Consider the following 20,669-nt stretch of genomic DNA (forward strand, 5'->3'; position numbering starts at 1 on the left):
TGTGACGCGGCCTCAACCGCTGCGGCCGGCCTTCTCGAGCCGCGCCAGGCGCCGGGCGATGTCGTCGAGCTGCTTGAAGCGCACCGCGTTGCGACGCCACTGGGCGTTGTCCATGGCGCCGGTCCCGGACGAGTAGATCCCGGGCTCGAGGATCGAGTTGGTCACCAGGCTCATGCCGGTGACCTGCACCCCGTCGGCGATGGTCAGGTGGCCGGAGAGCCCCACCCCGCCCCCCAGCATGCAGTGGCGGCCCACCCGGGTGGAGCCGGCGATGCCCACGCAGCCGGCCAGGGCACTGTGGTCGCCGATCTGCACGTTGTGGGCGATCTGCACCTGGCTGTCGATCTTGACGTCATCGCCGATCAGGGTGTCACCGAGCGCGCCGCGATCGATGCTCGAGCAGCTGCCCACCTCGACGTCGTCGCCCAGCACCACGCCGCCCAGTTGGGCGATCTTGTGCCAGCGTGAGCCGTCATGGGCGAAACCGAAGCCGTCGCCGCCGATCACGCAGCCGCTGTGCAGGATGGCCCGGGCCCCGATCACCACGCCATGGCAGACGGTGACATTGGCGTGCAGCCGCGATCCGGGGCCGATGCGCGAGTTGGCGCCCACCACGCAGCCCGGACCGATGACCACCTCGTCACCCAGCTCGACGCCCGACTCGATCACCGCCTGGGGGCCGATGGCCACCTCCGCGCCCAGGCGGACGTCGTCGGCGACCAGCGCCGTGGGATGGATCCCGGCCGGGGTGCGGCCGGCCAGGGGATCGAAGAGCCGCGACAGCTCGGCGTAGCCGAGGTAGGGATTATCCATCTCCAGGCGCGCCACCGGGCAGCTCTCGGCATGGCCGGGCGGTAGTAGCACCGCCGCGGCCCGGGTTCCCGGCAGGTCCTTGAGGTAGGCGCGGTTGGCGAGGAAGGCCACCTGGTCCGGCTCGGCCTCCCGGAGCGTGGCCAAGCCGCACACCCGCCGTCCGCCGTCGCCCTCCAGGTGGGCTCCCAGGCGCTCGGCGATCTCGGCCAGTGTGAGGATTCGGGCGTCTTGGTTCATGGGGACTCGCTGTGGTGGGGCGGCCGGCTCAGTAGAGGGTGTTGAGGATCTCGGTGACTTCCCCGGTCAGGTTCTGCAGCTCCCGTTCGGAATGCAGCACGCCGTTCGGGTCCACCAGCACCTCGACCCCGTGGCGATCGATGACCTGCTGGACGGCCTGGTCCAGCTTGGGCTCGGCCTGCTGGAGGAACTGCTGCTCGGACTGCTGGCGCGCCTGGCCGATCTCCTGGCGCAGCTGCTCGAAGCGCTGCCCCTTGCGCTGGAACGCCTGCATGGCCGTGCGCCGCTCAGTCTCGGTCATGCTCTCGCCCTGCTGCTGCAGGCGCTGCTGCATCTGCTCAAGCTCCTGGCCCAGGGATTCGGCCTCCTGCTGCTGGCTGGCGAGGCGATTGCGCAACTCGTTCATGGAACGCTGGGCGACGTCGGTCTCCATCAGCGCGGCGCGCCAGTCGAGCACGGCCACCTCGTCTGCCTGGGCCGGCAGGGTGACGGCGGCCAGCAGGCTGAGGCAGAGGGCAGCGGACAGCTTGCGCATGCGAGGGACTCCTCGATAGGGGGCTGGATCAGAAGGTCTGACCCAGCGAGAACTGGAAGAACTGGGTGTCGTCACCGTCCTTGTCGTTGAGCGGCTCGGCGACGCTGAAGGTCAGCGGCCCCACCGGGGTCAGCCAGGAGAGGCCGACGCCTGCGCTGTAGCGCAGCTCGCCCAGGTCGATGCCGGAGTCGCACGAAGAGGTGAACCCCTCGGGCACGTCATAGCAGTCGGTCAGGAAGGTGTTGCCGGCATCCAGGAACAGCGAGGCCTGAAGCGAGCGCTGGTCCTCGACGAAGGGCACCGGGAAGAGCACCTCGGCGCTGCCCTCCACCAGAATGTTGCCGCCGAGGGTGCGGTCGTCGCCACCGTTGCGCTCGGTGGTGGCCGGCCCCAGGGTGTTGCCGGTGAAGCCGCGTACCGAGCCCAGGCCACCGGAGAAAAAGTTCTCGTAGAACGGATAGGGGTCGTCACCGACGCTGTCCGCGTAGCCCAGCTCGCCGCTGAACTTCAGCCCCCAGGTCTGCTCCTCGTTGAGGGGGAAGATCTGGCGGGCCCGGGCGCGCAGCTTGTAGTACTCGGCGTCGCTGCCCGGCACCGCGCTCTCCAGCGACAGGCGCTGGTAGTTGCCGGCGGTGGGCATGATGCCGCGGTTGAGGTTGTTGCGGGTCCAGCTGGCGGTGAGCTTCAGGCTCTGGGCGTCACTACCCTGATCCTCCTCATACTGGATGATTTCGGCCGGTGTATCGCGGAAAGTCCTGAGGGTCAGGTCCTCGACCGCGGCCCCGAAGTTCAGGCGGGCCAGCTCGTTGATCGGATAGCCGAAGTTGATGCCCCCACCGTAGGCGTCGGTGGAGTAGGTCGAGATGTCGGAGTCCTCATAGTCGGTCTCGCGGTAGTAGAGGTTATAGCCGCGCGAGATGCCGCCCAGGGTCCAGTACGGGTCAGTGTAACCGAAGTTGAGGCTGGTGAAGGTGTCGCTGCGCTGGGCACCGATGTTGACCCGGTTGCCGGTCCCCAGGAAGTTGTTCTGGGACAGCGAGGCGCCGTAGATCACCCCGGCGCTCTGGGAGAAGCCGATGCTCGCCGAGATCGAGCCGGAGGGCTGCTCCTCCACGGTGTAGGTGACGTCCAGCTTGTCAGGTTCGCCGGCCACCGGACGGGTCTCCACGTCGACCTGCTTGAAGAAGCCCAGGCGCTCCAGGCGCTGGCGCGACTGGCTGATCGACTCGGTGGAGGCCGGCGCGCCCTCCATCTGGATCATCTCGCGACGCAGCACCTCGTCCTGGGTGGTGGTGTTGCCGATAAACTCTATACGCCGCACGTAAGCCCGGCGCCCCGGCTCGATGCGGAAGGTCAGGTCCACGGTGTCGCCGGTGGTGGCGACCTCGGGAATGCCGTCCACGTTGGCGAAGGCAAAGCCCTCGGCCCCCAGCCGCGAGCGCAAGGCCTCCGCGGAGGCGGTCACGTCGCTGCGCGAGAAGATCTCGCCGGTTTCCACCTCCAGCAGCCCACGGGCCTCGCGCTCGGGGACCCGCAGGTCACCGGCGAAGCGGATGTCGCCCAGCCGGTACTGACGCCCCTCGTCGATGTTCACGGTGACAAAGATCCGTGACTTGTCGGGGCTGATCGAGACCTGAGAGGACTCGATGTTGAAGTTCACGTAGCCGCGGTCCAGATAGAAGGAGCGCAGCCGCTCCAGGTCACCGGCCAGGGCCTCACGGGAGTACTCGTCGCTGGAGAACCAGCCGAAGAACCAGCCCGGCTTATCCTCCAGCTCGAAGACCTCGCGCAGCTCGTCATCGGCGAAGTCACGGTTGCCGACGATGTTGATCTGGCGGATCTTGGCCACCGCCCCCTCATCGATGTCGATGTTGACCTGGACCTGGCCCTCGCCGACTTCCTCGACGGAGGTGTCGATCCGCGCGCTGTAGCGCCCCTGGGATTGATAGACCCCCTCCAGTTCGCGCTGGATCTCCTCGAGAGTGGAGAGCTGCAGCACCTGCCCCTCAACCAGCCCGGCCTGCTTGAGGCCGTTGCGCAGGTCCTCATCGGCGATCTGCTTGTTGCCCTCGATGTTGAGGCGCGCGATGGTCGGGCGTTCGACCACCTGGATGATCAGCACGTCGCCCTCGCGGGCCAGGCTGACGTCCTCGAAGAGGCCCGTGGCGAAGAGCTCCCGGGCCGCCTCGGCCAGTTCGCGCTCGTCGACCCGGTCGCGGGCGCTGACAGGAAAGGCATTGAACACGGAGGCGGGCGAGACCCGCTGCAGCCCCTCTACCCTTATGTCGGAAACGTCGAAAGGTTCCGCCAGTGCCGCCTGGGCACCTACGAGCAGCAGCGCCGCCAGTCCGATGGTCTTGATTTTCATGCAGTCGATTCGCTCGCGTTGATCTGCCGTCCTGTCCAGACAGGCACCTTATACATTTGTACTGGCCACTGACAAGCCAGCGCCCGACTACCAGAGCCGCATCAGGTCGAAATACAGCGCCATCAGCATCAGGGTGCCAACCAGCGCCAGGCCGATGCGCAGGCCCACGGCCTGGACCTGTTCGGACACCGGACGACCGCGCACCACCTCGACCAGGTAATAGAGCAGATGGCCGCCGTCGAGCACCGGGATCGGCAGCAGGTTCAGCACCCCCAGGCTGATCGAGAGGTAGGCCAGGAAGCTGACGAAGCTCTCGAGGCCACTGCGCGCCGACTCGCCGGCAATCCGGGCGATGGTGATGGGCCCGGAGAGGTTCGACGGCGAGATCAGCCCTACCACCATCTTGCGGATGGCGCCCAGGGTCAGCACCGTCATCTCGCCGGTGCGCGCCAACGACTGCCCCACGGCGGCCAGCGGGCCGTAACGGATCTCGCGACGGTACTCGTCGGGCCAGCCGACGGCCTCGACGCCGGCGCCGATGTAGCCGATGGACACGCCCTCCTCCAGCTGGATGCGGCCGGGAGTGACGGTGATCTCGCGGCGCTCGCCGTCGCGCAGCACCTCGAGGGTGAGGGGTCGGCCGGGACTGGCGCGGACCCGGTCGACGAAGGCCATCCAGTCCGCCACCGGCTCACCGTCCACCGCAACGACCTCGTCGCCCACCTGCAGGCCGGCCTCGGCGGCCGCCTCACCCTCGACCAGCTGACCCAGCAACGCCGGGATCTCGGGCTGCCAGGGGGTCAGCCCCAGGCTCGGAAGCGGCCGGGGCGGATCCTGGCGCACCAGCCACTCCTCGACCGGCAAGCGATAGGTCCGCGGGTCGGCGGTGGCCTCGTCGCGGGCCTTGACCTCGAGCTCGCCGCTCTCGCCGATGGCCGCGATCAGCTTGAGGTTGATCTCGTCCCAGGAGCGCACCACCTCACCGCGCACCGCGGTGATCTCCTGGCCCGCCTCGAGGCCGCCGCGGCTGGCCGGGGAGTCCGGCGCCACGCTGCCGATCACCGGCGCCACCGTGGTAGTGCCGGCCACGAACAGCGCCCAGTAGGCGACGATGGCCAGCAGGAAGTTGGCCAGCGGCCCGGCCGCGACGACGGCGATGCGCTGCCAGACCGTCTTGTTGTTGAAGGCCTGCGACCGCTCGGCGGGATCGACGGGCCCCTCGCGCTCGTCGAGCATCTTCACGTAGCCACCCAGCGGGATCGCGGCCACCACGAACTCGGTGCCGTGGCGGTCGACGCGGGACCAGATCGGCTTGCCGAAGCCCACCGAGAAGCGCAGCACCTTCACGCCGCAGCGCCGGGCCACCCAGAAGTGGCCGAACTCGTGGAAGGTGATCAAGAGGCCGAGCACCACGATCACGGCCAGCACGTTCTGGATCAGGCCCAAGGCAATCTCCTTGCAGTCAACAATGTAAAGGCGCGCGCATCATTGCCGCGCCAGCCAGGCGTGTGCCGCGCGCCGGGCGAGGACATCGGCCTCGAGGATGGTCTCGAGGTCCCCGGCCGGTGCGACCAGGCGCTCATCGCGCACCCGAGCCACTAGGTCACCGATGCCGGTGAAGCCGAGGCGGCCGGCCAGGAAGGCCTCCACCGCCACCTCGTTGGCGGCATTGAGCACCGCCGGCGCGGTACCGCCCGCGGCCATGGCCTCCCGGGCCAGGCGCAGGCAGGGAAAGGCCGCCTCGTCGGCGGGCTCGAAGTCGAGTCGCGCGACCCGGAAGAGGTCCAGCGCCTCCACCCCGGCGTCGATACGCTCCGGCCAGGCCAGCCCGTAGGCGATGGGGGTCCGCATATCCGGGTTGCCCAGCTGGGCGATCACCGAGCCGTCGCTGTAGGCCGCCATGGAGTGGATCACGCTCTGGGGGTGCACCACCACCTGAATCTGGTCGGGGCGAGCATCGAACAGCCAGCACGCCTCGATCAGCTCGAGTCCCTTGTTCATCAGGGTGGCGCTGTCCACCGAGATCTTGCGCCCCATGGACCAGTTGGGATGGGCGCAGGCCTGGTCCGGGGTCACGGGGGCCAGGGCATCTCGCGACCAGCCGCGGAAGGGGCCGCCCGAGGCGGTCAGCAGCAGCTGCGTCACCCCGTGGCACCTCAGGCCACCGCGATGCTCGACGGGTAGACACTGGTAGATGGCATTATGTTCGGAATCGATGGGCAGGAGGGTCGCGCCATGGCGCGTCACGGCGTCCATGAACAGCGCCCCGGACATCACCAGGGCCTCCTTGTTGGCCAGCAGGACGCGCTTGCCGGCCTTCACCGCGGCTAGCGTCGGCAGCAGGCCGGCGGCACCGACGATGGCCGCCATCACGGTATCGACCTCGCGGGCCTCGGCTACCTCGACCAGCGCCTCCCGGCCGGCCCGCACCTCGGTGGCGAGCCCCGCCTCGGCCAGCTGCCCGCGCAGCCAGGAGGCGTCCTCCTCGGCATCGAGCACGGCCACTGCTGGCCGGTGGCGCCGACACTGGGCCAGCAGCGCTTCTCGTGAGCGGTGGGCGGTCAGGGCGTGCACCCGGTAGCGTTCGGGGTGGCGGCCGAGGACGTCCAGGGTGCTGGTGCCGATGGAGCCGGTGGCGCCGAGCACGGTCACGCGGCGCAGGGTCACAGCAGCCCCCCGTGCAACAGCGCGAACAGCGGCACCGCCGCGGTCAGGCTGTCGACTCGGTCGAGCACCCCGCCATGGCCCGGCAATAGCTGGCTGGAGTCCTTGATGCCGCGATGGCGCTTGAGCATGCTCTCGAGCAGGTCGCCCAGCACCGAGGCCAGGGTCACCACCGCCGTCGCCAGCAGCAGCATCAGGCCACCGGCGACTCCGAGGCCCTGCCAGGCGGCGAAGCCGACCGCCAGCAGCGAGGTGACGGCCAGGCCGCCAGCCACGCCCTCCCACGTCTTGCCGGGGCTGACGCTGGGGGCCAGCTTGTGTCGGCCGAGGGCCCGGCCGATGAAGTAAGCACCGATGTCGGCGCCCCACACCAGCAACAGCACGAACAGCAGCCAGACGGCACCGCCCTCGCGCAGCACGCTGAAGCCCACCCAGGTCGGCAGCAGCACCCAGAGCCCCATGGCCAGGCGCATGCCGGTCGAGCGCCACTGCGCCAGGCGCGCTGGATAGCCGGTCACCCAGTAGAGGTTGGCCAGCCAGCCCAGCGCGCCCAGCCACAGCGGCCAGGTCGACAGCACGGCCCCGGTCGCCCAGCACAGCGCCATCAGCACGGCGAGGCCCACCACCGGGGGCAGGCGACGGCTCGGCGGGCTGATGCCGGCGAGGTTGGCCCACTCCCAGGCGGCGAGCAGCACGATGGCGGCGGTGAATAACTGGAACCCCTCACCCTCCAGGCCGAACAGGCCCAACAGGGCCAGAGGGAGCAGCCAGGCCGCGGTGAGGATCCGTTGTCTAAGCACCCTGTGCCTCGATCTGTTCGTCGGTCATGCCGAAGCGCCGCTGCCGTCCCTGAAAGTCGGCCAGCGCACGGTCGAAGGCGGCGCCATCAAAGTCGGGCCACAATACGGGGGTGAAATGCAGCTCGGCATAGGCCATCTGCCAGAGCAGAAAGTTGGAGATGCGCCGCTCACCACTGGTGCGGATACACAGATCCACCGGCGCATCCCCGGACAGGCTCACCTCCTCGTCGAGGGCCCGCTCGTCGATCGCCGCGGGGTCGAGCTCGCCGGCGGCGACCCGCTCGGCCAGCCGCCGGGCAGCACCGGCGATGTCCCAGCGCCCCCCGTAGTTGGCCGCGATCACCAAGTGCAGGCCGGAGTTGTCCCGCGTCAGCGCCTCGGCGCTGGCGATATGCTTCTGGATCGAAGCGGAGAAGCCGCTGCGGTCCCCGATCACCGACAGGCGGATGCCGTGCCGATGGAGCTTCCTGACCTCGCGCTTGAGCGCCATGAGGAAGAGCTCCATCAGGGCATTGACCTCGCTGGCAGGCCGCTTCCAGTTCTCGCTGGAGAAGGCGAACAGCGTGAGGGTCTCGATGCCGCGCTCGGCGGCACGGCGGATGACGGCGCGCACCGCCTCGACGCCGGCATGATGGCCACGCACGCCGGACAGGCCACGCGCCTTCGCCCAGCGGTTGTTGCCGTCCATGATGATGGCCACGTGGCGCGGCAGGGGCGCCTCGCCGGCGGTAGGCCCGTCGTCGGGGGTGGCCCCGGAACGGGGAGAGTGCGGTGACGTCATGATGTCTCGCATGGCGGGTAAGAGCGTGTAAGCCGGCGAACCGCGGACGCCTCACCCGCGGTTCGCCGAGGGGCGATCCGTCGCCGGCGGCGCCGTTCGCCGGTGCCGCCCGCCGTCCTCAGACCTGAATCAGGTCGTGTTCCTTGGACTCCAGCGCCTTGTCGATCTCGGCGATGATGCTGTCGGTGAGCTTCTGGATGGCCTCCTCGGCCTGGTGCTGCTCGTCCTCGGTGATCTCCTTCTCCTTGAGCAGCGACTTGAGGTCGCCGTTGGCATCGCGACGCACGTTGCGCACCGCCACCCGGGCATGTTCGGCCTCCTGGCGGGCCTGCTTGATGTAGCCCTTGCGCGTCTCCTCGGTGAGCATCGGCATGGGCACGCGGATCACGTTGCCGGCGCTTGCCGGGTTGAGGCCGAGATCGGAGGTCATGATGGCCTTCTCGATCTTGGGCACCATCTGCTGCTCCCAGGGCACCACGGCCAGGGTCCTGGCGTCCTCGACGTTGATCGAGGCCACCTGATTGAGCGGCACCTGGCCACCGTAGTAGTCCACGGTCACCGCATCCAGGATGCTGGAGTGCGCCCGACCGGTACGGATCTTATTGAAGTTCTGGTGAAGGCCCTCAAGGCTCTTCTTCATGCGACTCTGCGCATCCTTCTTGATGTCATCGATCACTGTCTCACCCTCTGTCAATCAGCGTGCCTTCCTTGCCACCCACCACCAGGTTCAGCAGGGCACCCGGCTTGTTCATGTTGAAGACCCGCACCGGCATGTCATGGTCCCGCACCAGGCAGATGGCGGTCAAATCCATCACCCCGAGCTTCTGGTCGAGCGCATCATCATAGGACAGCTGCTCGTACTTGACCGCCTCGGGGTGCTTGACCGGGTCCTTGTCGTAGACCCCATCGACCTTGGTGGCCTTGACCACCACGTCGGCGTCGATCTCGATGCCGCGCAGGCAGGCCGCGGAGTCCGTAGTAAAGAAGGGATTGCCGGTGCCGGCCGAGAACAGTACCACGTCGCCGGACGTCAGGTAGCGAATGGCGGTCCGGCGGTCGTAATGCTCCACCACGCCACTCATCGGAATCGCCGACATCACCCGCGAACGAATGTTGGAGCGCTCCAGGGCATCGCGCATGGCCAGGGCGTTCATCACCGTGGCCAGCATGCCCATGTGGTCACCGGTGACCCGATCCATGCCCGCCTCGTGCAGGGCCGCCCCGCGGAAGAGGTTGCCGCCGCCGACGACGATGCCGACCTGGACGCCGATCCCCACCAGCTGGCCGATCTCCAGCGCCAGGCGATCCAGCACCTTGGGGTCGATGCCGAACTCGGCATCGCCGGTCAAGGCCTCGCCGGAGAGCTTGAGCAGGATACGCTTGTATTTCGACACCTCGGCGCGGGTCTTCTCGGGCTTGCTGGGGGCGGGCTGATCGGCACTGGTCATGGGGTATCTCCCGGGTTCTCGACGCATGGTGGTGGATGGCCGGATTCACCGGCCGGATACACGAAGGCGTGCGCTCGCGCGCACGCCATCTTCACACTGGAACCTGTGACCTCAGCTGCGCTTGGCCTGTTCCATCACTTCCTTGGCGAAGTCGACATCTTCCTTCTCGATGCCCTCGCCCACCTCGAAACGGGTGAAGCCGACCACCTCGCCGCCGGCCGCCTTGACGAACTCGGCCACGGACTGGTCCGGGTTCTTGACGAAGGGCTGCTCGGTCAGGCTGTTCTCGGCCAGGTACTTCTTCAGGCGGCCCTGGACCATCTTCTCGGCGATCTGCTCGGGCTTGCCGGCCATGTCGGGCTGGGCCAGGATAATCGCCTTCTCGGCGTCCAGCTGCTCCTGGGGCATGTCCTCGGGACGCGCCACGGCCGGGCTGATGGCGGCGACATGCATGGCGACGTCCTTGGCTACCTCGGCGTTGCCGCCCTGGAGCACCGTCAGCACGCCGATGCGGCCGCCATGGACGTACTCGCCGACCAGCTTGCCGTCGCCGGCCTCGACGACGACGCAGCGACGCACGCCGATGTTCTCGCCGATCTTCTGCACCAGCTGCTCGCGGGCGGTCTCGAGCTCACCGGCCATGACGGCGGTCACGTCCTCGCTCTTGGCGGCGAAGAAGGTGTCGGCGATCTTCTCGGCGAAGGCCTTGAAGTTGTCGTCACGGGCGACGAAGTCGGTCTCGGAGTTGATCTCGACCATCACGCCGTAGCTGCCGTCCTCGGCCACGCGGGTGACCACGACGCCCTCGGCGGCGGTGCGGCCGGCCTTCTTGGCGGCCTTGAGGCCGGAATTCTTGCGCAGGTTCTCGATGGCCTGCTCGATGTCACCATCGGTCTCGGTGAGGGCCTTCTTGCACTCCATCATGCCGAGCCCGGTACGCTCGCGCAGTGCCTTGACCTGGGAGGCGCTGATAGCTGCCATGGGTGTCACCTCTGAATATCTCGGGAAGTGGACCGGACCCTCGCAGCGGAGAATCCGGTGAATTCGTAGAAGAAAGGGGGCCGCGGCCCCCTTCTCGTCTAACCGGCATCGATGGCATCGGCATGACAGGCCGCCCACAGCCGCCGATCAGACGGGCCGCGATCACTCGGCGGCGCTGTCGCTTTCCTGAGCGGCGGCCTCTTCGGTCACCTCGACGAACTCGTCGGGGCGACCTTCCTTGGCACGGGCGCAGGCGTCGGCGACGGCCTTGACGTAGATCTGGATGGCACGGATGGAGTCATCGTTGCCCGGGATCACGTAGTCGACGCCATCGGGATCGGAGTTGGTGTCCACCACGCCGATAACCGGGATGCCCAGCTTGTTCGCTTCGTTGATGGCGATGCGCTCATGGTCGACGTCGATCACGAAGAGGGCATCGGGCAGGCCGCCCATGTCCTTGATACCACCCACGGACCGCTCGAGCTTGTCCTGCTCGCGGGTCGCCATCAGCACTTCCTTCTTGGTCAGCTTCTCGAAGGTGCCGTCCTCGTGCATGGCCTCGAGTTCGCGCAGGCGCTTGATGGAGACGCGGATGGTCTTGTAGTTGGTCAGCATGCCGCCGAGCCAGCGGTGGTTGACGAACGGCTGGCCGACGCGATTGGCGTCTGCCTTGATGATCTTGCTCGCGCTGCGCTTGGTGCCGACGAACAGGATCTTGTTGTTGGCCGCGGCCATCTTCTCGACCACATCGATGGCCTCGTTGAGGGCCGGCAGGGTGTGCTCGAGGTTGATGATGTGGATCTTGTTGCGAGCGCCGAAGATGAACTTGCTCATCTTCGGGTTCCAGTACTTGGTCTGGTGACCGAAGTGAGCACCTGCTTTGAGCAGGTCACGCATGTTGACGTGTGCCATGGATGACTCCTGAAAAATCGGGTTAGGCCTCCACGCACCCCATGGATCCGACCGCCGCGTCATCGTGAGATGACCACGACAGCACCCGGGACCATGTGACGGTGCATGTGTGATTTCAAGGCATTGCATTGATTAAGCGCACTTCCCGACCTCGCCGAGGCGCCGAGGGGTCGGCAGGGCTCCGCGATTGCAGGAAAGCGCGCAGATTTATACCATGGATGACCTCTGAGATGAAGTCGTCCGATGTTCGAGCCCGCCGTTGTCCGGGCGACACCACCCCCGATTCGAGATTCCATGAACGTACCCATCAAGACGCCCGACGAGATCGAGAAGATGCGCGAGGCGGGCCGCCAGGCCGCCAGCGTGTTCGAGATGATCCTCCCCCACGTGACGGCCGGCGTGAGCACCGGCAAGCTGGACCGGCTGTGCCACGACTACATCGTCGACGAGCTGGGTTCCACCCCGGCGCCGCTCGACTATCACGGCTTCCCCAAGTCGATCTGCACCTCGATCAACCACGTGGTCTGCCACGGCATCCCGGATGACGCCAAGAAGCTCAAGAAGGGCGACATCATGAACATCGACATCACCGTGAAGACCGCCGACGGCTATCACGGCGACTCCAGCATGATGTTCATCATCGGCGAAACCATCCAGGGCGAGCGCCTGTGCCGAGTCACCCAGGAGTGTCTGTACCGCAGCATCGCCCTGGTGCGCCCGGGCGTGCATCTCTCCGAACTGGCCCGCGCCATCCAGTCCCACGCCGAGGCCAACGGCTATTCGGTGGTGCGCGACTTCTGCGGGCACGGCATCGGCGCCGGCTTCCACGAGGATCCGCAGGTCCTGCACTACGACGGCTACGCCCCCGAGGCCGACATCGCCCTCGAGGAGGGCATGTGCTTCACCATCGAGCCGATGATCAACGTTGGCGACCATCGCACCAAGGTGCTGCGCGACGGCTGGACCGCCGTGACCAAGGACAGGAGCCTGACCGCCCAGTGGGAGCACACCCTGCTGGTCACCGCGACGGGCGTGGAGGTGCTCACCGCCCGTGGCGACGAAGACCTCTCCTTCCTCGACCGCTGAGTCGACCGCCATGCTCCTGCACCACTACCGCTTCGTCCCCGACGGCAGCCTCTTCGACGTCGAGGCCTTCCGCGCCGAGCTCGCCGGCGAGCGCTCGCCGATCACCCCCTTCAAGGCCGCGCTGCGCGGCCTCCAGGCCCGCCTCGACGAGCGTTTCCGCGCCGGCGCCGACATCCGCGACCTGGTGCACGGCCGGGCCTGGTGCCTGGATCGCCTGCTGGCCATCGCCTGGGAGCAACACACCTGGCCCGATGACGGGGTAACCCTGCTCGCCGTGGGCGGCTACGGCCGCGGCGAGCTGCACCCCCACTCCGACATCGACCTGCTGCTGCTGCTCGAAGAAGACGACGACACGCCGTATCGCGAGCCGCTGACGGCCTTCATCACCTTCCTGTGGGACATCGGCCTGGAGATCGGCCACAGCGTGCGCTCGCTCGCCGACTGCGAGCGCGAGGCCGAGGCCGACGTGACGGTGATCACCAACCTGCTCGAGACCCGTACCCTGGCCGGGCCCGACGGCCTGCGCGAGGCGATGCAGGCGCGCCTTTCCACCGACCGGCTATGGCCGGCGGACCGCTTCTTCGAGGCCAAGTGGCAGGAGCAGATCAGCCGTCACTACCGCTACAACAACTCCGAGTACCACCTCGAGCCCAACATCAAGAGCTCGCCCGGCGGGCTGCGCGACATCCAGATGATCGGCTGGGTGGCCAAGCGCCACTTCGGCACCCAGCGCTACGAGGACCTGGTCGCCGGCGGCTTCATGAACGACCCGGAGCTGCGCATCCTCAGCCAGGGCCAGGCCTTCCTGTGGCAGGTGCGCTACGCCCTGCACATGCTCACCGACCGCGCCGAGGACCGCCTGCTGTTCGACCACCAGCGCACCATCGCCGAACTGTTCGGCTACCGCGACACCCCGGAACGCCTGGCCGTGGAGCAGTTCATGAAGCGCTACTACCGCCATGTCACGGCGCTGGCCGGGCTCAACGACATGCTGCTGCAGCACTTCGACGAGGGGATCCTGCACGCCGGCGAGGCGCTCACCACCCTCCCCCTCAACGAGCGCTTCGAGATCAAGGGAGGCTATATCCAGGCGCGCTCGCGCCATGTCTTCCGCAAGCGTCCCTCGGCGCTGCTCGAGCTCTTCCTGCTGATGGCCGAGCACCCGGAGATCGAGGGGGTACGCGCCGACACCATCCGCCTGATCCGCGACCACCGCCACCAGATCGACGATCTCTATCGCGACGACCTGCGTCACCAGAGCCTGTTCATGGCCCTGCTGCGCTCCGGCGGCAACGTGGCCCGCCAGCTGCGGCGCATGAACCGCTACGGCGTGCTCGGCAAGTACCTGCCCGAGTTCGGCCAGGCGGTGGGGCTGATGCAGCACGACCTCTTCCACATCTACACGGTGGACGCCCATACGCTGCGCCTGCTCAAGTGCATCCACGGCTTCCGCAAGCCCGAGGCCAAGGAGGAGTTCCCGGTCGCCGCCAACCTGATCCACCAGCTGCCCAAGCTGGAGCTTTTGTGGATCGCCGGGCTCTACCACGACATCGGCAAGGGACGCGGCGGCGACCACTCCACCCTCGGCGCCCGGGATGCCGAGGCCTTCTGCGAGCGCCACGGGCTCTCCAGCCGCGACACGCGCCTGGTCAGCTGGCTGGTGGAGCACCACCTGATGATGTCCATGGTCGCCCAGAAGCGCGACATCACCGACCCCGACGTGATCGCCGACTTCGCGCGCCTGGTCGGCGACGAGACCCGGCTCGACTACCTCTACGTGCTGACGGTGGCCGACATCAACGCCACCAACCCGACCCTGTGGAACGGCTGGCGGGCCTCGCTGCTGCGCCAGCTGCACAGCGAGACCAAGCGCGCCCTGCGCCGCGGCCTCGAGAACCCCCTGGAACGCGACGACTGGGTGCGGGAGACGCGCAGTGAGGCCCACTCGCTGCTCGCCTCGGTGGGCGCCGACATGGCCCGGGTCGACCGGCTCTGGGAGTCGCTGGGCGAGGACTACTTCCTCCAGTACGCGCCCAGCGAGATCGTCTGGCAGACCCAGGGCATCCTCGGCCATGGCGACAGCCAGCTGCCGCTGATCCTGATCAACGCCCCCATCGACGACATGGCCGAGGGCGGCACCAAGGTCTTCATCCACACCCGCTCGGTGGACGACCTCTTCGCCGCCACCGCCGCCGCCATGGACCAGCTGGGGCTATCGATCCATGACGCCCGCATCGCCACCTCCAGCAACGACTGGACGCTGAACACCTTCATCGTGCTGGACGACCACGGCCAGGCGATCCGTGACCGCGAGCGCATCGAAGAAATCCGCCGCCACCTCGTGGAGGAGCTCGACGACCCGGACGACTACCCGCAGATCGTCACCCGGCACACCCCGCGCCAGCTCAAGCACTTCCGCGTGCCCACCGAGGTCAGCATCGAGCAGGACCCGGCCAACGAGCGCACCCTGCTCGAGCTGGTCGCGCCCGACCGCCCCGGCCTGCTGGCCCGGGTGGGACGCATCTTCATGGAACAGGACATCGCGCTGTCGGCGGCCAAGATCGCCACCCTGGGCGAGCGGGTCGAGGACGTCTTCTTCATCACCGACAAGGCCGGTGCGCCGCTCACCGACCCGGGACGCCAGCAGCGCCTGCGCGAGCGCCTCATCGAGGTCCTGGCCATCCCCGGCTGACGCCGCCCGACGGACGCGCGGGCGGGCCAGCGTTTGAGGCCGCCCCGGGGCTTCCCTATAATCGACGCCCTGCCCGCCCGCGCGCCGCCGGCATGCGGGCCATTACCGACAACCACGCCGGACGCTGGCTTCTGTCCCAGGCGCATCTGGACACCCATGAACCCCGACCTCGACGCCCTCAAGTCCTACCCCTTCGAGAAGCTCGCCGCCCTCAAGGCCGGCGTGACGCCGCCCGCGGGGCTCTCGCACATCCCGCTGACCATCGGCGAGCCGCAGCATGCGCCCTTCGCGGCGGCCCTCGAGGCGCTCACGGCTCACCGCCAGGGCTTCGCCCGCTACCCGGCCACCGCCGGGACGGCCGAACTGCGCGCGGCGATCGCCGGCTGGGCGATACAACGCTTCGGGCTGGCGGGGCTCGACGCCGACGACCAGGTGCTGCCGGTGAACGGCACCCGGGAGGCAATCTTCGCCTTCGTCCAGGCCGCGCTGGATCGCACTCGCCCGGCGAAGGTGGCGATCCCCAACCCCTTCTATCAGATCTACGAGGGTGCCACCCTGCTCGCCGGCGGCAAGCCGCTCTATCTGGACGCCACGGCCGAGAACGGCTTCCGGCCGGACCTGGACAGCGTGCCCGCCGAGACCTGGCGCGACGTCCAGCTGGTGTTCCTCTGCTCGCCGGCCAACCCCAACGGGGCGGTGACGCCGTTGGCCGAATTCGAGAAGCTTATCGCCCTCGCAGATGAGCACGATTTCCTGATCGCCTCGGACGAGTGCTACTCGGAGCTCTACCTGGACGAGGCCGCCCCGCCGCCGGGGCTGCTCGAGGCCTGTGCGCGCCTCGGCCGCCACAGCTACCGGCGCTGCCTGGTGTTCCACTCCCTCTCCAAGCGCTCCAACCTGCCGGGGCTGCGTTCCGGGTTCGTCGCCGGCGATGCCGCGCTGATCGCCCCCTTCAAGCGCTACCGCACCTACCACGGCTGCGCCATGTCGCTGCCCGTCCAGCAGGCCTCGATCACCGCCTGGCACGACGAGGCGCACGTGCGCGCCAACCGCGACGCCTACCGCGAGACGTTCGCCGCGGTCACCGAGGTCCTCGCCCCGGTGATGGACTTTCCCACCCCCCGGGCCGGCTTCTACCTGTGGCCGGCGGTGCCCGGCGGGGACGACGCGGCCTTCACCCGCGCGCTCTACGCCGAGACCAACGTCAGCGTGCTGCCCGGCCGCTACATGGGCCGGGTCGGCAGCAGCGGCACAAACCCCGGCAGCGGCCGGCTGCGCCTGGCGCTGGTCGCCGAGGTCGAGGCCACGGTGGAGGCCGCCTGGCGCATCCGCCGCTTCATCGAGAGGAGTCCCCGATGCTGACGCTCTACGTGATCAAGAACTGCGACACCTGTCGCCGCGCCCGCAAGGCGCTGGACGGCAAGGGCATTCCCTACCAGGTCCATGACTTGCGCGAGGACGGGCTTTCCGAAATGCTGCTGGAGCACATCCTGCACCGCGTGCCGGTCATGGAGGTGCTCAACAAGCGCAGCACCACCTGGCGTCAGCTCGATGACGAGGAGAAGGCCGACATCGACGCCAACACGGCGCGCGAGCTGATGCTGGCCCACCCCACCCTGCTCAGGCGCCCGCTGCTCGATACCGGCGACGAGATCCTCGTCGGTTACCGCGACGGCGACTACGACTCACGCTAGGGCCTGCCAAGCCCTCCCCACGCTTCCAGAGGACACCTTCCCATGCTGAGCTTTGCACTCGGAATCGGCACCCAGAACACCCAGGGCGACTGGCTGGAAATCTATTATCCGGCCCCGCTGCTCGACCCCGACGCTGGCCTGGTAGCCGCCGCTGCCAAGGTGCTCGACGCCCCCGCCGGCAACGCCGCGGTCAGCTTCCTGCCCGAGCAGTGCGGCGAGCTGGCCGGCGCGCTGAAGACCGCCGGCCACGAGGAACAGGCCGAACTGGCCGAGTCCCTGGCCGTGAGCCAGCGCCCGCTGGTGGCCATGTTCCTGGACGTGGACACCCCGCCCCAGAGCGCCCCGGAGGTCTACCTCAAGTTGCACCTGCTCTCCCACCGCCTGGTGAAGCCCCACGGCCTGGACCTCACCGGCATGTTCGGCCTGCTGCGCAACATCGCCTGGACCGGTGAAGGGGCAATCGACATCGAGGAGCTGCCGGCCCGCCGCCTCAAGGCTCGCCTGGAAGGGCGCCCCCTCTCCGTGGACTGCGTCGACAAGTTCCCCAAGATGACCGACTACGTGGTGCCCGCCGGCGTGCGCATCGGCGACACCGCCCGGGTACGCCTGGGCGCCTACCTCGGCGAGGGCACCACGGTGATGCACGAGGGCTTCGTCAACTTCAACGCCGGCACCGAGGGGCCAGGCATGATCGAGGGCCGCATCTCCGCTGGCGTGATGGTCGGCAAGGGCTCGGACCTCGGCGGCGGCTGCTCCACCATGGGCACCCTCTCCGGCGGCGGCAACATCGTCATCAAGGTGGGCGAGGGCTGCCTGATCGGTGCCAATGCCGGCATCGGCATCCCGCTGGGCGACCGCTGTACCGTGGAGTCCGGCCTCTACATCACCGCCGGGGCCAAGGTCACCCTGCTCGACGACCAGGGCCAGGAGGTCAAGACCGTGGCCGCCCGTGAGCTGGCCGGTCAGGACGACCTGCTGCTGCGCCGCAACTCGCAGAACGGGCGCATCGAGTGCCTCACCAACAAGAGCGCCATCGCGCTCAACGAGGCGCTGCATGCCAACAATTGAGCCGCCCGCGCTCTCCCCGACCCTGGCCCTCGCCTTCAAGCTGATCCGGCGTCCCTCGGTGACGCCGGATGACCTGGGCTGCCAGGACCTGATGATCGAGCGCCTCGAGGCGCTCGGCTTCCAGGTTGAGCGCCTGCCCTTCGGCGACGTGGAGAACTTCTGGGCGACCCGCGGCCACCATGGGCCACTGCTAGCCTTCGCCGGCCACACCGACGTGGTGCCCAGCGGCCCCCAACCCCGCTGGGACTCCCCGCCCTTCGAGCCGTGCCTCGACGAGGACGGCATGCTGCGGGGGAGAGGGGCCGCCGACATGAAGGGCAGTCTGGCGGCGATGGTCACCGCAGTGGAGCGCTTCGTCGCGGCCCACCCGGATCACCACGGGCGGATCGGCTTCTTGATCACCTCCGACGAGGAGGGCCCGGCGGTGGATGGCACCCGCGCCGTGGTCGAGCACTTGCGCGAGACCCACGAGCGGCTCGACTACTGCATCGTCGGCGAGCCCTCCTCCACCGACCGGCTCGGCGACGTGATCAAGAACGGTCGACGCGGCTCGCTGGGCGGGGTGCTGCATGTCAGGGGCATCCAGGGCCATGTGGCCTACCCACACCTGGCGCGTAACCCTATCCACCAGGCGCTGCCGGCGCTGGACGCCCTGGCGCGGGAGCACTGGGACGCCGGCAACGCCTTCTTCCCCGCCACCAGCTTCCAGGTCTCCAATATCCGCTCGGGGACCGGCGCCACCAACGTCATCCCCGGCGACATCGAGGTGGTGTTCAACTTCCGCTTCTCCACCGAGGTGACCCACGAGCAGCTGAAGCAACGCACCGAGGCGCTGCTGAATGCCCATGGCCTCGACTATCACCTGGACTGGACCCTCAACGGTGACCCCTTCCTCACCGCCGAGGGCGAACTAGTGGAGGCCGCCGTTTGCGGCGTGGAAGATGCCCTGGGGCACCGCCCCGAGCTCTCCACCGCTGGCGGCACGTCAGATGGTCGCTTCATTGCCACCCTGGGCAGCCAGGTGGTCGAGCTCGGCCCCTGCAATGCCACCATCCACCAGGTCAACGAGCGGGTGCTGGCCTCGGATCTCGATGAGCTGAGCCGCGTCTACGAGGCGATCCTCGCCAGACTCTTCGTCAATGGCACGGCCCGGCCCTGAGGCGCCCATGCAAACCTATCCCGATATCGAGATCTACCTGGCACACTGCGACATCGCGCGTCTGGATGCCTGGCTCCGGCAGGCCATCGGCGCCGAGCCGCTGTCGCCCGCGGGCAAGCGCCAGTGGCGCACCCTCGGCCACGCCGCTGCCGGTGAGGTGCCAATACTGGTGGTGGAGAAGGCCGCCGACGGCTTCGCGAGCCTGTGGCTCGACAGCCCGGAGACGCCCTGGGAGACCGACGCGGCCTGTGCCCGGGAGGCCGCCCGGCGGCTCGAGTGCGAGGTGCGCTGCTCGCTGGGCGGCTGGCAGCCCGGCGACGACCCGGACCGCTTCCTGCAGGTGCTGCCCGACGGCACCGAGCAGGCGATCGACTGGCCCGACTCCGGCCAGTGACCCCGAAACGACATCGCCCCGCAGGTGCGGGGCGATGTCGTTGGCAGTGAGATAACGCGCCGAGCGCAGGCGCTTCGATTCAAGTAATCACGGTGACGTCGTCGGCCTGCAGCCCCCGCTCGTTCTGGATGACGTGGTAGCGCACCTTCTGGCCCTCGGCCAGGGTGCGATGCCCCCGCCCACGGATGGCCCGGAAGTGCACGAAGACATCCTCGCCATCGTCACGGGTGATGAAGCCGTAGCCCTTGTTGACGTTGAACCACTTGACCTCGCCGATCTCGCGATCGTCGTCCTCGACCTCGGCCAGGTTGACCAGCTGGGGCGTCAGGGCGTTGACCGCCAGGGTGGCGACCAGCAGTACCAGGAAGACCGCGGCGGCGGCGGCGAAATAGACCACGGCCACGCCGCCGACCTGGAGGCTTTCAAACAGCTCACGGGACAGCACGCCGCCGGTGAGATGGACGAACAGGGCAATCAGCAGCGGGGCCGGCGCGGCCAGCAGCAGGCTGATGAGACTGCAACGAAACACGACCTTTCGATTCATGGACCTGTAAGACTCTCTTGTCGGGGGTGAAAGGAAGGAAGAAACCATCATGATCATGAAGGCGCCACGATGAACAGCGACACCCAGCGCGAGGATTCTACCATGAGCACCGATACGACGCCTGCCGAGCTGGCACGGCGCTTCGAGGCCCTGGAGAGCCGTATCGCCTACCAGGAGCACTGGCTCGACACCCTGGACGCGGCCGTGGCCGGCCAGGAGCAGCGGCTGTCACGACTCGAACGCCTCAATTCGCTGATGCAGGAACGACTGCGCGACCAGCAGCGGGCGCTGCACGACAACGACACGACGACGCCTGGTCCCGAGGACGAGGTGCCGCCGCATTACTAGCCGCTTCGCGGCAGCTGGAAGCTGGAAGCCGTAAGCCGTAAGCCGTAAGCCGTAAGCCGTAAGCCGTACGCCGTAAGCCGTAAGCCGTAAGCCCGAGGGCGGAGGCGCGCGGCAGACCGACAACCAAACGCCGACAGATAACGAA

20 protein-coding genes are annotated in these 20,669 nt (G+C 68.1%); 8 read left to right on the forward strand and 12 right to left on the reverse strand.

What is annotated here, in order from left to right:
- Window positions 1–12 precede the first annotated feature (12 nt).
- The 11 genes from lpxD to rpsB form a co-directional block, all read right to left on the reverse strand.
- Window positions 13–1,050: a UDP-3-O-(3-hydroxymyristoyl)glucosamine N-acyltransferase gene (lpxD, locus tag OP497_RS02885; RefSeq protein WP_280546365.1), complete on the reverse strand. Its 1,038-nt coding sequence runs from the start codon at window positions 1,048–1,050 to the stop codon at window positions 13–15.
- A 28-nt stretch (window positions 1,051–1,078) separates the two neighbouring features.
- A complete protein-coding gene (locus OP497_RS02890; RefSeq protein ID WP_280546367.1) occupies window positions 1,079–1,585 on the reverse strand; it encodes an OmpH family outer membrane protein in 507 nt (168 codons plus the stop codon).
- Window positions 1,586–1,613: 28 nt separating this feature from the next.
- Window positions 1,614–3,953, reverse strand: coding sequence for an outer membrane protein assembly factor BamA (bamA, locus tag OP497_RS02895; protein WP_280546368.1), 2,340 nt, complete (start codon window positions 3,951–3,953; stop codon window positions 1,614–1,616).
- A gap of 87 nt (window positions 3,954–4,040) precedes the next feature.
- Window positions 4,041–5,399 carry a sigma E protease regulator RseP gene (gene rseP, locus OP497_RS02900; RefSeq protein WP_280546369.1) on the reverse strand — a complete coding sequence of 453 codons (1,359 nt, stop codon included), beginning with the start codon at window positions 5,397–5,399 and terminating at the stop codon, window positions 4,041–4,043.
- Between the two features lie 39 nt (window positions 5,400–5,438).
- The gene (gene ispC, locus OP497_RS02905) at window positions 5,439–6,614 is read right to left on the reverse strand and encodes a 1-deoxy-D-xylulose-5-phosphate reductoisomerase (protein ID WP_280546397.1); all 1,176 of its coding nucleotides are present in this window, start codon (window positions 6,612–6,614) and stop codon (window positions 5,439–5,441) included.
- A gap of 2 nt (window positions 6,615–6,616) precedes the next feature.
- Window positions 6,617–7,417 (reverse strand): phosphatidate cytidylyltransferase, encoded by an 801-nt coding sequence (locus OP497_RS02910; protein WP_280546370.1) that lies wholly within the window; start codon window positions 7,415–7,417, stop codon window positions 6,617–6,619.
- Entirely contained in the window at window positions 7,410–8,198 is a 789-nt protein-coding gene (gene uppS, locus OP497_RS02915; RefSeq protein WP_280546371.1) for a polyprenyl diphosphate synthase, read from the reverse strand. Before uppS ends, OP497_RS02910 begins: the two co-directional genes overlap by 8 nt.
- 118 nt (window positions 8,199–8,316) lie before the next feature.
- The gene (gene frr, locus OP497_RS02920) at window positions 8,317–8,874 is read right to left on the reverse strand and encodes a ribosome recycling factor (protein ID WP_280546372.1); all 558 of its coding nucleotides are present in this window, start codon (window positions 8,872–8,874) and stop codon (window positions 8,317–8,319) included.
- 4 nt (window positions 8,875–8,878) lie between these two features.
- On the reverse strand, window positions 8,879–9,646 hold the full coding sequence (pyrH, locus tag OP497_RS02925) for a UMP kinase (RefSeq protein WP_280546373.1): 768 nt from the start codon (window positions 9,644–9,646) through the stop codon (window positions 8,879–8,881).
- Window positions 9,647–9,757: 111 nt separating this feature from the next.
- Complete coding sequence (tsf, locus tag OP497_RS02930) at window positions 9,758–10,627, reverse strand: translation elongation factor Ts (protein WP_280546374.1); 870 nt, start codon at window positions 10,625–10,627, stop codon at window positions 9,758–9,760.
- A 162-nt stretch (window positions 10,628–10,789) separates the two neighbouring features.
- Complete coding sequence (gene rpsB, locus OP497_RS02935) at window positions 10,790–11,539, reverse strand: 30S ribosomal protein S2 (RefSeq protein ID WP_280546375.1); 750 nt, start codon at window positions 11,537–11,539, stop codon at window positions 10,790–10,792.
- Between the two features lie 294 nt (window positions 11,540–11,833).
- Here rpsB and map point away from each other — a divergent pair, with 294 nt between their 5' ends.
- The 7 genes from map (at window position 11,834) to OP497_RS02970 (ending at window position 19,632) form a co-directional block, all read left to right on the forward strand.
- Window positions 11,834–12,625, forward strand: a complete 792-nt coding sequence (map, locus tag OP497_RS02940; RefSeq protein WP_280546377.1) for a type I methionyl aminopeptidase — start codon at window positions 11,834–11,836, stop codon at window positions 12,623–12,625.
- Between the two features lie 10 nt (window positions 12,626–12,635).
- Entirely contained in the window at window positions 12,636–15,317 is a 2,682-nt protein-coding gene (locus tag OP497_RS02945) for a [protein-PII] uridylyltransferase (protein WP_280546379.1), read from the forward strand.
- Between the two features lie 156 nt (window positions 15,318–15,473).
- Entirely contained in the window at window positions 15,474–16,679 is a 1,206-nt protein-coding gene (dapC, locus tag OP497_RS02950; protein ID WP_280546380.1) for a succinyldiaminopimelate transaminase, read from the forward strand.
- Complete coding sequence (locus OP497_RS02955) at window positions 16,673–17,011, forward strand: arsenate reductase (protein WP_280546381.1); 339 nt, start codon at window positions 16,673–16,675, stop codon at window positions 17,009–17,011. Before dapC ends, OP497_RS02955 begins: the two co-directional genes overlap by 7 nt.
- 42 nt (window positions 17,012–17,053) lie before the next feature.
- On the forward strand, window positions 17,054–18,079 hold the full coding sequence (dapD, locus tag OP497_RS02960; protein WP_280546382.1) for a 2,3,4,5-tetrahydropyridine-2,6-dicarboxylate N-succinyltransferase: 1,026 nt from the start codon (window positions 17,054–17,056) through the stop codon (window positions 18,077–18,079).
- The gene (gene dapE / locus OP497_RS02965) at window positions 18,066–19,238 is read left to right on the forward strand and encodes a succinyl-diaminopimelate desuccinylase (protein WP_280546383.1); all 1,173 of its coding nucleotides are present in this window, start codon (window positions 18,066–18,068) and stop codon (window positions 19,236–19,238) included. The genes dapD and dapE overlap by 14 nt, the downstream gene beginning before the upstream one ends.
- A 7-nt stretch (window positions 19,239–19,245) precedes the next feature.
- Window positions 19,246–19,632, forward strand: a complete 387-nt coding sequence (locus tag OP497_RS02970) for a hypothetical protein (RefSeq protein ID WP_280546384.1) — start codon at window positions 19,246–19,248, stop codon at window positions 19,630–19,632.
- 79 nt (window positions 19,633–19,711) lie between these two features.
- Here OP497_RS02970 and OP497_RS02975 read toward each other — a convergent pair whose 3' ends face one another.
- Complete coding sequence (locus OP497_RS02975) at window positions 19,712–20,176, reverse strand: cold-shock protein (protein WP_280546385.1); 465 nt, start codon at window positions 20,174–20,176, stop codon at window positions 19,712–19,714.
- A 102-nt stretch (window positions 20,177–20,278) separates the two neighbouring features.
- On the opposite strand from OP497_RS02975, the gene OP497_RS02980 reads away from it, so the two are divergent.
- Window positions 20,279–20,524: a SlyX family protein gene (locus OP497_RS02980; protein ID WP_280546386.1), complete on the forward strand. Its 246-nt coding sequence runs from the start codon at window positions 20,279–20,281 to the stop codon at window positions 20,522–20,524.
- The last annotated feature ends 145 nt before the right edge of the window (window positions 20,525–20,669 follow it).

The sequence above is a fragment of the Halomonas sp. 11-S5 genome (assembly GCF_029889825.1).
In the GTDB taxonomy this organism is placed as follows: Bacteria; Pseudomonadota; Gammaproteobacteria; order Pseudomonadales; family Halomonadaceae; genus Halomonas.

Coding starts and splice junctions, on each gene's coding strand:
- lpxD (WP_280546365.1), bottom strand. CDS start 1,050: ATGAACCAAGACGCCCGAATCCTCACACTGGCCGAGATCGCCGAGCGC.
- OP497_RS02890 (WP_280546367.1), bottom strand. CDS start 1,585: ATGCGCAAGCTGTCCGCTGCCCTCTGCCTCAGCCTGCTGGCCGCCGTC.
- bamA (WP_280546368.1), bottom strand. CDS start 3,953: ATGAAAATCAAGACCATCGGACTGGCGGCGCTGCTGCTCGTAGGTGCC.
- uppS (WP_280546371.1), bottom strand. CDS start 8,198: ATGACGTCACCGCACTCTCCCCGTTCCGGGGCCACCCCCGACGACGGG.
- pyrH (WP_280546373.1), bottom strand. CDS start 9,646: ATGACCAGTGCCGATCAGCCCGCCCCCAGCAAGCCCGAGAAGACCCGC.
- tsf (WP_280546374.1), bottom strand. CDS start 10,627: ATGGCAGCTATCAGCGCCTCCCAGGTCAAGGCACTGCGCGAGCGTACC.
- rpsB (WP_280546375.1), bottom strand. CDS start 11,539: ATGGCACACGTCAACATGCGTGACCTGCTCAAAGCAGGTGCTCACTTC.
- map (WP_280546377.1), top strand. CDS start 11,834: ATGAACGTACCCATCAAGACGCCCGACGAGATCGAGAAGATGCGCGAG.
- OP497_RS02945 (WP_280546379.1), top strand. CDS start 12,636: ATGCTCCTGCACCACTACCGCTTCGTCCCCGACGGCAGCCTCTTCGAC.
- dapC (WP_280546380.1), top strand. CDS start 15,474: ATGAACCCCGACCTCGACGCCCTCAAGTCCTACCCCTTCGAGAAGCTC.
- OP497_RS02955 (WP_280546381.1), top strand. CDS start 16,673: ATGCTGACGCTCTACGTGATCAAGAACTGCGACACCTGTCGCCGCGCC.
- dapD (WP_280546382.1), top strand. CDS start 17,054: ATGCTGAGCTTTGCACTCGGAATCGGCACCCAGAACACCCAGGGCGAC.
- dapE (WP_280546383.1), top strand. CDS start 18,066: ATGCCAACAATTGAGCCGCCCGCGCTCTCCCCGACCCTGGCCCTCGCC.
- OP497_RS02970 (WP_280546384.1), top strand. CDS start 19,246: ATGCAAACCTATCCCGATATCGAGATCTACCTGGCACACTGCGACATC.
- OP497_RS02975 (WP_280546385.1), bottom strand. CDS start 20,176: ATGAATCGAAAGGTCGTGTTTCGTTGCAGTCTCATCAGCCTGCTGCTG.
- OP497_RS02980 (WP_280546386.1), top strand. CDS start 20,279: ATGAGCACCGATACGACGCCTGCCGAGCTGGCACGGCGCTTCGAGGCC.